At 36.3% G+C, this 12,229-nt stretch carries 6 protein-coding genes; 4 read left to right on the top strand and 2 right to left on the bottom strand.

The features are described from left to right. Positions 1–95: 95 nt before the first annotated feature. The gene (locus CRI9333_RS16615) at positions 96–629 is read right to left on the bottom strand and encodes a type IV pilin-like G/H family protein (protein WP_015204330.1); all 534 of its coding nucleotides are present in this window, start codon (positions 627–629) and stop codon (positions 96–98) included. Positions 630–861: 232 nt separating this feature from the next. Then, positions 862–1,395 carry a type IV pilin-like G/H family protein gene (locus CRI9333_RS16610; protein WP_015204329.1) on the bottom strand — a complete coding sequence of 178 codons (534 nt, stop codon included), beginning with the start codon at positions 1,393–1,395 and terminating at the stop codon, positions 862–864. 248 nt (positions 1,396–1,643) lie between these two features. On the opposite strand from CRI9333_RS16610, the gene CRI9333_RS16605 reads away from it, so the two are divergent. The 4 genes from CRI9333_RS16605 to CRI9333_RS16590 all read left to right on the top strand — a co-directional run bounded on the left by CRI9333_RS16605 (position 1,644) and on the right by CRI9333_RS16590 (position 12,229). Further along, complete coding sequence (locus tag CRI9333_RS16605) at positions 1,644–2,528, top strand: ABC transporter permease (RefSeq protein ID WP_015204328.1); 885 nt, start codon at positions 1,644–1,646, stop codon at positions 2,526–2,528. Positions 2,529–2,944: 416 nt separating this feature from the next. Beyond that, positions 2,945–5,992 carry a tetratricopeptide repeat protein gene (locus CRI9333_RS16600; protein WP_015204327.1) on the top strand — a complete coding sequence of 1,016 codons (3,048 nt, stop codon included), beginning with the start codon at positions 2,945–2,947 and terminating at the stop codon, positions 5,990–5,992. A 78-nt stretch (positions 5,993–6,070) separates the two neighbouring features. Further along, on the top strand, positions 6,071–9,106 hold the full coding sequence (locus CRI9333_RS16595) for a tetratricopeptide repeat protein (protein WP_015204326.1): 3,036 nt from the start codon (positions 6,071–6,073) through the stop codon (positions 9,104–9,106). A gap of 72 nt (positions 9,107–9,178) precedes the next feature. Beyond that, positions 9,179–12,229, top strand: a complete 3,051-nt coding sequence (locus tag CRI9333_RS16590; RefSeq protein WP_015204325.1) for an O-linked N-acetylglucosamine transferase, SPINDLY family protein — start codon at positions 9,179–9,181, stop codon at positions 12,227–12,229.

Here is a 12,229-nt window from a genome sequence, read left to right as displayed (position 1 = left end):
CAGTGATGGACAAATAAAGTAATTATAAGGGTAACTCTTCACAGAGTTACCCTTATAATTACTTAAAATATATTTACTAATAAGCAGTGAATAGCTTATAGTGTCTTCGCAGTAGCAGGGCAGCTAGCAGCAGAACCAACAGTTACTGCACCAGGAACTGTGGTTGGTGCAGTAACTGTGCCTGTACCAGGGGCAAGATTTTCACAGAGAACTGAAGCTATAGCACTTTGGCTATTTGCATCTGTATATCTGACATTTGCACCACTGTAGCCTTTCAAACTGGCATCTCTAGCTGTACCAGTAACGGTGGCTGTTTCTGTAGAACCACCAACAGCGTAGGTGTAGTTGGTAGTTTGTGTAGGCAAACCAAGTGATAAAGTTGACATATCACCAGCAAAGGCTGTACTTTCAACACGGTATGCCGTCTGAGATTTATTGACTGCACTAACTGTGTTTTTAGCTTCAGATTGCTTGCCTTTAGCGGTTTGATTTAAGAAGGTAGGTAGAGCAATAGCAGCTAAAATACCAATAATGATAATTACAACTAACAGTTCAATTAAGGTAAAACCTTTGTCGCTTTGCTTGCGGTTCAGGTGTTGCAGAAATTTAGCTTGTAGTTCGGGTTTCATATAGTCTCCTGGAGGGGGGGATGCTTTCTTTTCGCTTCTGAATGTAGCTTACCCACTTATGATCAATTTCATATCACCTTTACTAAAAAAATAAGTCAGATAAAGTATCGTAACAGCAGACTTGTCTAGTGGGATCGCACCGTAACCAGTAGCAGTAATAGTTCTTAGCCACCAATCAAAGAAAGTTAAACTACGGATCAAGTCTTGGTGTTGCCCCAAACAGCTGATCTGCTTAGAGTGTCTTTGCAGTAGCAGGGCAGCTAGCAGCAGCAGCAACGACGGTAGCAAGAGCATTTGTGGTTGGTACAGTAACTGTGCCTGTACCAGGGGCAAGATTTTCACAGAGAACTGAAGCTATAGCACTTTGGCTATTTGCATCTGTATATCTGGTATTCGCACCACTGTAGCCTTTCAAACTGGCATCTCTAGCTTCGCCAGTAACTGTGGATGTTTCTGTAGAACCACTAACTGCGTAGGTGTAGTTGGTAGTTTGTGTAGGCAAACCAAGTGATAAAGTTGACATATCACTTGCAAAGGCTGTACTTTCAACACGGTATGCCGTCTGAGATTTATTGACTGCACTAACTGTGTTTTTAGCTTCAGATTGCTTGCCTTTAGCGGTTTGATTTAAGAAGGTAGGTAGAGCAATAGCAGCTAGAATACCAATAATGATGATTACAACTAACAGTTCAATTAAGGTAAAACCTTTGTCGCTTTGTTTGCGGTTCAGGTGTTGGAGGAATTTAGCTTGTAATTCGAGTTTCATAATAATTTCCTTAATGGTATGATGCTTTGTTTTCCCTTCTGAATGTAGCTTACCCAGTTAGGCTCAACTTTGTATCACCATTACAAACAAACTTTTTTGAGGCTCCCTTACTGGCGGCAGAGTCACTTTGTAGGCATTTTTAGGTACAACATGGAAATGAGATTTGCTCGCTGTCTTATAAAATTGTAATAAATTAGTTTGGGGAACATCTAGATTATTATCAAGCTATAATTGCAACCTTTATATTTATGAATACTGCTAATAAATTCCGCTTTCCCCGATTTTTACGAGCTTCTGAGCGTCGCAGCCTCTCTATACAATTGCTGAGAGTAGGAATTGTGATAACTTCGCTGTTCGTACTTATAGCCGTCTTAGCGCCTGCTTTTCAGACTTGGGGATGGATACAAAACCCACTTGAGTCTCTGAGTAACCCAATTCACCAACCACCATCTGGGCAACATTGGTTTGGTACCAGTCGCCAAGGTTATGATGTTTTCTCTAGGGCTTTATATGGCTCCCAAGCCGCGTTGCAAGTAGTGATTCTGGCGACAGCGATAAGTATGATCGTGGGTGTGCCTCTGGGAATGATTAGCGGTTATCGAGGCGGTTGGTTAGACCGAGTGTTGTTATTTTTAATGGATACTATATATACACTTCCAGGGCTACTGCTATCAGTAACATTAGCTTTTGTGGTAGGAAGAGGGGTAATTAATGCCGCGATCGCACTTAGTATTTCCTATATTCCCCAATACTATCGCGTAGTCCGTAACCAAACTGTGAGTGTGAAAAATGAATTATTTATCGAAGCAGCCCAAGCAATGGGAGCATCAACCTCAAGAGTGCTGTCTCGCTACCTGTTTCTCAATGTGATTCAGAGTATACCCGTAATATTTACGCTCAATGCTGCCGATGCCATTTTGATCTTAGGAGGTTTAGGCTTTCTGGGATTAGGTTTACCAGAACAAACTCCTGAATGGGGCTATGATTTACGTCAAGCTCTTGATGCCTTACCAACTGGTATTTGGTGGACAACTTTATTTCCTGGGTTAGCCCTAACATTAATGGTAATAGGTTTGTCTCTTTTAGGAGAGGGACTCAGCGAGTTAATTAATCCTCGCAATAAATCTTCTTAAGCAAATAATTATCAAAAGTTAGACAAATAATTACGTTGTTGATTTAGCTTTGACTTGAGATAAATTATGATGCTTATTTAGTAGTCACGGAGATAAATTTTGCCCCTCGCCCAGAAAATTTATGGATGCTGTTGTTTGTAATTGAGGTGTTGCAGGAACTTAGCTTGGAATTCGGGTTTCATATAGTCTCCTTGAAGGGGGATGCTTTTTTCGCTTTTGAATTTAGATTACCCACTTGAAATCCAATTCACCTCTGTCGGTAATTTTTTTTGAGCATTAGCTCAGATAGTTGATTTTGTTAAAAAAGTCACAATATCATCAAGCTGGTTGATACAGTATTACCAAAAAGGTTGCTAATACTGTATAAGTAAAACATAAAACCTTCATTGTATCTACGTTAACAACACTACGCTCTAATGAATTATCAAAAATTTATTAATCAGTTATCAGAAGTATACACAACTTCAGAAAAACAAATACTTCTTCCTAAATCCACCATATTTCAATCAGTTGTTGAAAAAGTGCAAGGATTAGCGATAGCTAATATTATGCAATTGCTCAATTTAGCGGTAGATTGCTTGGAAGAAGATGAAATTTATTGTGAAGTTGGTTGCGGCACAGGAGCCAATTTAATTGGCGCACTTTTGAACCATTCAGAAGTGACAGCTTATGCAGTAGAGCAGTTTTTAGTCGATGACGCAGATCACAAAATTGAAGAACTTGTAAATAATTTATCGGTATTTAGTCTAGAAGATCAAGTAATTTTTTCTAATGAAAATTTTGAGGATTTTTTCAGCGAATTAAGAGAAATACAACCAGAGCAAAAAGTTGGGGTTTATTTTTATGAAGGTGGGAAAGATTATAGATCTTCGCTTTTAGGACTTTTATTAGTTAAGCCTTTTCTGGCAGATCGAGCTTTAATTATTGTCAGTGGTAGTAACTACAGTACAGTTCAACAGGCTAATTGGGATTTCTTGGCAACTACGCCTCAAGCCAAACTATTGCTGACATTACCTGGAAATGAAAAGGGAAATAGTAGATTTGGAAATGGGCTACATATTTTTAGCTGGGATGTTAATCAATTTACGACTTATGATTGGTCGCAGTTTAATAAATCTTTTCGTAACAAGCCATTAATAACAGCATTAGAAGACTTTTATTCAGAGTTTGAATTTAAAACCAAGCGAGAAACTTTAGACAGGTTAACTAAAGAAGCTATATCGCTTGAGTTTAATTCAAAAGCATTATTAGCCGAAGAAAAATATAAGCAAGTTTTAGAGTGGGATATCTATAATCACAAAAGCTATCACAATTTGGGAATGTTTTACTATTCTCAAGCTAAATATGAAGATGCACTTCCTATGTTAATTAAATCTTTAGAAATTGATCCAGGTAGAGATTCTACCCATTATAGTATAGGTTTAGTTCTAGAAAAGCTTAATTCAACCAATCAAGCAATTGATGCTTATAAAAAAGCAATTGTTATCAATCCAGAATTTCATGATGCTTATAATAACTTAGGCAATCTATTAATAAAAACCGATAAAATAGCTGAGGCTGAAGTAATATATCGGCAAGCTGTAGCCGCTAATCCCAATCATTTTGGTGGATATTTAAATTTAGGAAATGTCTTGATGTCCCTTGATCGAGTAGAGGAAGCAATTGAAACCTATCAAAAAGCATTAAGTTTAAACCCCTGTAATCCCGATATTATTAATAATTTAGCAATTGCTTTTGCTGCAAATAATGAACAATCTCAATCAGATATTCACTTTGCTTATGCAGCTTACCGCCAAGGAAAATATCAAAAAGCTATTAATTATTTTCAGAAATTTTTCGTACAAGAACCAGGTGAACTTCAATTTTATTTGGATTTCGCTGAATGCTACCTCAAAACTAACCAATACGAACTAGGAATAAAAATTTTTGAACAAGCAATTATCCAGTATCCCAATGAATTTGTTCCTCATTTGAAGTTAATCGTACTAAGGCAATGGTTAAATCATATAGAAGAAGCCATTAAAATTGCTCAACAGGCAGTAGCTCAGTTTCCTAACAACTTAGCAATAAAACTAGAGCAAGTACGATTAATGCCTATTCTGTACAAAGATATAGATGAAATTGAAGTTTACAGGAGTAGGTTTATTCACGAATTAAATAATTTTATTAATCAAATATCTTTAGATAGTCAACAGACAAAAAAGAATACTTTTGACGCGCTCGGTTACAATACTAATTTTTTCCTACAGTATCAAGGCAAGAATGACTTAGATATTCAAACAAAGTATGGACAATTTGTTCATCAAGTAATGGCGGTTAATTATCCCGAATGGGTGAAACCTTTGCAGATGCCACCACTGAATACAGATAACAAGATTAGAATTGGATATATATCCAATTCTATGTTTAATCATGTAGTTGCTAATATGACAATAGGTTGGTTAAAAAGGCAGGATAGAAATAAATTTAAAGTGTACTCCTATGCGATAGATACAGCTAAAGATTCAAAAACTATAGATTTTCAAATGTATAGTGATGTTTTTTATCAGATTCCCAATAATCTAGAAGCAGTATGCCAGCAAATTATTAATGACCAACTGCACGTGCTAGTTTTTCTAGATATCGGTATGTATGCGATGATGACGCAAATAGGCGCTCTTCGTCTGGCATCAGTACAATGCACAACTTGGGGACATCCTATAACTTCGGGTTTACCCACAATAGATTATTTCTTATCTTGTGAGTTGATGGAACCAGAAAATGGAGCAGAACATTATTCAGAAAAATTGCTCAAATTGCCGAATATAGGTCTTTATTACGAGAAACCCTTGATACCTGAAACTAGGTTGGAACGCTCACATTTCAAGTTGCGTTCTGATGCGGTAGTGTATTTATCGTGTCAATCACTATTTAAATATTTGCCGCAGCATGACTATGTGTTTGCAGCGATCGCACAACTTGTTCCCCAAGCTCAATTTGCCTTTATTAGTTCTCAGATAAGCGAAGCAATTACAGAAAAATTTAAGCAGCGTTTGCAAAAAGCTTTTGCGAGTTATGGTTTAAATAGCAAAGACTATTGCGTAATCTTACCCAGGCTAGATGGATTGGAATATCCTAATGTTCATTTAGTTTCAGATATTTATTTAGACACATTTAGCTGGTCAGGTGGAAATACCACGATGACGGCAGTAGCTAGCAATTTACCTGTAGTTACTTGTCCAGGTGAGTTTATGCGTGGTCGTCACTCCTACGGTATTCTGAAAATGCTAGGAGTTACAGATACAATTGCTACTAATGAAGCAGAATATATTGAAATTGCTGTGAGATTAGGTTTAGATCCACAGTGGAGACTCGCGATCGTAGAGCAAGTTAAGCAAAACCAACACCGTGTATTTGAAGACCAAACTTGTGTAGATGCGCTAGAAGAATTTTATCAGCGTGTAGTTCAGGAACAATCAATTTAGTTAAGGATTATCTGAAAATTTTCCATTAGCCAATGGAACTTATAAGACGAAAAATTATTATGGGATTAAATTCAACTAATGGACTACCCAAAATTCTTGCAACAGTTACCAGAATTGTACGAAAATTGGGGACAAGCATCAGCGCGTCCCAAGTCACCGGAATTTACCCAACTATTAGCACAATTACAAGACACTACCTCAACTAGCATCATGCAGTTACTCCACTGCGCTATTGACTGCATCACAGACGATGAAGTTTATTGTCAAATTGGTGGGATAACAGCAGCACATTTGATCGGCGCACTGATTAATCACCCAGATCAAATTGCTTATGCGGCAGACAACAGCTTTGATTTAGAACAGAAATTTGAGCAATTTAGTGAAAACTTAAGTTTATTTAACTTAGACGAGCAAGTAATTTTTACCCCTCAAGACTGGGAAGAGTTTTTTAGGGAATTAAGGGAAATTCAACCAGAAATGAAAATCGGTGTCTTCGTCTATGTAGGCGCTCAAGATTATCGTTCGCAATTATTACCACTGCTGCTAGTAAAACCGTTTTTAGCTGACCAAGCAATAATTATTATTGAAGGCAGTAATTTTAGTACTGCACAACAAGCGCACTGGGATTTTTTGGCAGCAACGCCCCAAACTCAATTGCTGTTAAATTTACCTGCAACTGCTAGTGGAAATTGGGGTAAAGGTTTACATATTTTCAGTTGGGATGTTACTCAACATCACAGCTACGATGAGTCAAGTTTTGTCTTTCGTCATCAACCTGTGATTACAGCACTGAGTGCTTTTGCTGATGAATTTGAGTTGCACACTAAGGGCAATACTATAGAATTGTTGAAAAAACAAGCATTAGAGCTAGAGTCAAATCAACAAGTTGTAGCAGCAGCAGAAATATATCAGCAGATTTTAAGTTGGTCACCAAATCATGCGGATGCTTACTATCATTTGGCGATGATTGATTACGATCAGCACCGCTACGCCCAATCGCTAAACCTCTTATTGAAGTCTATTAACTTGGATGATTCGATTGCTGAATATCACTATAGCTTAGGTTTAGTGTCTGAAAAACTTTGCTTAACTGCCCAAGCGCTTCAGGCTTACAAAACGGCAGTTACACTTAATCCCAACTTGGTAGATGCTTATAATAATTTGGGTAATTTGCTATTTAGCTTTGGTGAGATTGAGCCAGCTAAATTGGTATACCAGCAAGGAATTACAGCCGATCCTCAGCATTTTGGTAGTTATATAAACCTAGGTAATTTATTAATATCTCAACAGCAGGTAGATGAGGCTATTGATGTTTATGAAAGTGCCTTAAAACTTCATGCCAATAATGAGGATATATTGCACAATTTAAAAGTAGCTCAGGACATTAAATATAACCCTGTTAAAGACGCTATTTATTGGGGTAACGAAGCTTATGCTCAAGGAAAATATGAAGAAGCGATCGCTCATTATGAAAAAGCTTTAGGCAAGCCAGTAGAAAATATACTTTTTTATATCAAATTAGCTGAGTGCTATAAAAAAACTTATCAACCGAAAGCCGCAATCAATACTTATAAAGAAGGAATAAAGCACTATCCTACTGAAACATATTTATATTTAAAATTTATGGCGATGCTACAACAGTTAGGAAAGGAGTCAGAAGCGATCGCAGTTGCTAATCAAGCTGTACAGTTACTACCTCATGATTTCGCTATAAAAATAGAACAATGCCGGGTTTTACCAATTATTTATGAAAATGCAGCAGAAATAGAGGTTGCTCGTAGCAGATTTATTAAACACTTATTGGAATTAATTTCCCAAATCTCACTAGATAATCCTGAAACTAAAGCTAATATCCTTAAAGGATTAAGTCACAACACAAATTTTTATTTACATTATCAAGGTAAAAATGACTTAGAACTTCAAACGAAATATGGACAATTTGTTCATCAAGCAATGGCGGCTACTTATCCCGAATGGGTAAAACCTTTGCCGATGCCACCACTGGAGACAGATGGCAAGATCAGAGTTGGATATATATCCAATAACATGAATAGTCATGTAGTTGCCTGTATGACAATAGGTTGGTTGAAAAAGCATAACCGACATAAGTTTAAAATTTACTCTTACGCTCTCAACGAATCTAAAGATTTCAAAACTCAAGAATTCATAATATATAGCGATATTTTTCATCATATTCCCGGCGATATAGAAGCAGTATGCCAGCAAATTCTTAATGACCAACTCCACCTGTTAGTTTTTCTAGATATCAGTATGCATCCCATTATGACGCTCATAGGCGCTCTTCGTCTGGCACCAGTACAATGCACAACGTGGGGACATCCTATAAGTTCGGGTTTACCAACAATGGATTATTTCTTATCTTGCGAGTTGATGGAACCAGAAAAGGGTGAAGAACATTATTCGGAAAAATTGATCAAGTTGCCGAATATAGGTCTTTATTACGAGCAACCATCTATACCTGAAACCACGTTGGAACGCTCATATTTTAAGTTAGATGATGATAAAATATTGTATTTATCATGTCAATCACTATATAAATATTTGCCGCAGTATGACTATGTATTTGCAGCGATCGCACAGCGTGTTCCCTCTGCTCACTTTGCCTTTATTGGTTCTCATATAAGCGAAGCAATTACAGAAAAATTTAAGCAGCGTTTGCAAAAAGTATTTGCTAGTTATGGTTTAAATAGTGAAGATTACTGTGTAATCTTGCCTAGACTAGATGGAGTGGAGTATACCAATCTTAATTTAGTTTCAGATATTTATTTAGATACATTTAGCTGGTCAGGTGGAAATACTACAATGACGGCGGTAGCTAGCAATTTACCTGTGGTTACTTGTCCAGGTGAATTTATGCGCGGTCGTCACTCCTACGGTATTTTACAAATGTTGGGAGTTACAGAAACAATTGCTTCATCTGAAGCCGAATATATTGAAATTGCTGTGAAATTAGGTTTAAATAAAGAGTGGAGAGAAAGTATAGTAGCTCAATTTAAGCAAAATCAACACCGTATTTTTGAGGATAAAACTTGTGTGGTAGCACTCGAAGAATTTTATCGTAATGTAGTTCAAAAAAATCAATTAAGCCAATAGTTACCCTCCAATTATTCAGAATATACGTTGTTGTTTTAGCAGCTATAGTCATTACGGCATTAGATTAAAAAAATGGACTATAAAAAGTTTATTGAAAAACTACCACAGTTATACAAACGATGGGGAAAAGCCTCAGCCCAACCCCTAACAGAAATCTACAACGAAATAAATCATCAAATTGGCGCTAATAGCTCAACCAGCATCATGCAGTTGCTTAACTGGGCGCTACAGTGCATGAATAAGGAAGAAATATATTGTCAAATAGACGCAATCACCGCATCTGATGTCATCGGCGCATTGATTAACCATCCTCAAATAGCATATCTAGTTGCACAACCAACAGATAATCACCAGCAATCAGAAGTATTATTTGAATTAACTTCAGCCGTAAGTTTATATAACTTAGACGAGCAAATCATTTTAACAGAGCAACCAGCAGCCGAATTTTTCGGTGAATTAAGACAAATATCTCCAAAAACTAAAATTGGAGTATATGTCTATGCGGGCGCTCACGATTATCGCTCTCAACTGTTAGCATTACAATTAGTCAAACCCCTATTAGCACCACAAGCATTAATTATTGCCTTTGGGAGTAAATACAGTACAGCACAACAAGCACATTGGGATTTTTTAACGACGACACCACAAGCGCAACTATTACTAGAGTTACCTGCAACAGTGCAGAATACTTGGGGCGAAGGTATACAAATTTTTAGTTGGGATATAGAGCAAGATTATAGTTATGACGGTTCAGATTTAACAGAAAATCACAGATCACAGATAGTAATTGAAGCCCTGAGAAATACTTGTGAGCAATTAGAGTTACAAACCTTACCCCAAAGGCTATTAAATTTAGAGCAACAAGCATTACAACTGGAAATTAATCAGCAATTTATCCCCGCCGTTGAGATTTATCAGCAAATAATTCAACTACAACCCAATCATGCTGATGCTTATTATCATTTGGGGATAATTAATGAGCAGATGCAGCGATACTCTCAGGCGCATGAAATGCTATTGCGTTCTATCAGTATTGATGATACTAGAACTACTTATCATTATAGTTTAGGTTTAGTCTCAGAAAAGCTGGGATTAGTTGGACAAGCGATTGAAGCTTATCAAACTGCTATTAATCTCGATACTCAATGGGTAAATGCTTATAATAACTTAGGTAATATTTTAGTTAAAATTGGTGAGATTGAGCAAGCTAAGTTGATTTATCAGCAGGCGATCGCTAATAATCCTAATCATTTTGGAAGCTATCTAAATTTAGCAAATCTGTTAATATATCAGCAACAAGTTGATGCTGCTATCGAAAATTATCAAAAATCACTGCAATTAAACCCTAATTATCCTGATATAATGAATAATCTAGGATTAGCATTTGCAGCCAAAAATGACAAAACTAACTCTTATTTTTACTTGGGCTGTGCTGCTTATTATCGTAATAAATATTTAGAAGCAATTCAATACTTTAGAGATATTTTAGATATTGAAACCGAACATCTAAATATTTATAATTATTTAGTACAATGCTACACAGCTTTAAATCTGGAAGATAATGTCATAGAAACCTATCAGCAGGCGATCGCACATTATCCTAACGAACGTAATTTATATTTAAACTTGATTGTAGCTCTCCAAAATGCTGATCGTGTTGAAGATGCGATCGCAGTAGCAATCAAAGCATCAAAAACAATAGCAGAAAACTTTATTTTTAAATTAGAGGAGCAACGGCTTCTACCAGTAATTTACGAAACTGTGGAAGAAATTGAATTTTACCGTACTAGGTTTAGTAATAAATTAGATGCCTTAATTGCAGAAACATCATTAGAAACTGTAGCAGCAAAACAAAATGTCCTCAAAGGTTTAGAGTTTAGAACAAATTATCACTTACATAGGCAATGCCAAAATGATTTAGAACTACAAAAAAAATCAGGGCAGTTAATCCATAAAATCATGGTTGCCAACTATCCCGAATATCATCAATTTTCCAAAATATCATCTATTACTACAAAGCAAAAAATAAAAGTGGGTTATGTTTCCGCTAACTTCAGAAATAATAGCGGAGCTAAATGGCTACTAGGATGGATGAAACATCATCCTAAAAACCAGTTTGAAATTTCCTGTTATCATCTTGGTGTACATACAGATTTTATTACTCAAGATTTTAAAATTTACAGTGAGGTTTTTTATCACTTTCCAGAAGATATAGAGTTAGCGGGTCAGCAAATAATTAAAGATCAACTACATATATTAGTTTACCCAGATATCTGTCAAAACCCTAAATCTAACCAAATGGCAGCATTAAGGTTAGCTCCTATTCAATGTACATCTTGGGGACATCCAGTTACTTCAGGTTTACCAACCATTGATTACTACTTATCGAGTGAATTAATGGAACCCGATAATGGTGAAGAACATTATTCAGAAAAATTAGTACGTCTTCCAAATATTGGAGTTTGTTATCCTCAGTCAGTTTTACCTACAAGCTTGAAGAAACGCGCTGATTTTTCATTGGAAGATGATGCTTTAGTGTATTTATCATGTCAGTCTTTATTTAAATATTTGCCACAGCATGACTACATTTTTGCGGCTATTGCTAAATGTGTTCCTCAATCACAGTTTGTTTTTATAAAATCTGATATCAGTGAAGCAATTACCAGAAAACTTCACAGACGTTTGCAAAAGGCTTTTGCTAGTTTTGGGTTAAAGAGTGAAGAATATTGTGTAATGGTGCCACCGCTTAACCAGGTAGACTATTTAAATCTGAATTTAGTTTCAGATGTTTTTCTTGATACATTGGGTTGGTCGGGTGGTAATACTACATTAGAAGCGATATCGTGCAATTTACCCATTGTTACTTGTCCAGGTGAATTTATGCGCGGTCGTCACTCCTACGGCATTTTACAAATGTTGGGAGTTACAGAAACAATTGCTTCATCTGAAGCCGAATATATCGAAATTGCTGTGAGATTAGGCTTAGAGCAAGAGTGGCGAGAAAGTATTATAAATAAAATTAAGCAAAACCAAAAGCGTGTTTATGAAGATCAAACTTGTGTGGTAGCGTTAGAAGAATTTTATCAGCGTGTAGTTCACGAACATCTAATTAATAGTTATTGA

The sequence above is a fragment of the Crinalium epipsammum PCC 9333 genome, assembly GCF_000317495.1.
GTDB lineage: Bacteria > Cyanobacteriota > Cyanobacteriia > Cyanobacteriales > PCC-9333 > Crinalium > Crinalium epipsammum.
Note: the sequence above shows the minus strand (reverse complement) of the source record. Positions and strands in the feature narration are given on the sequence as shown.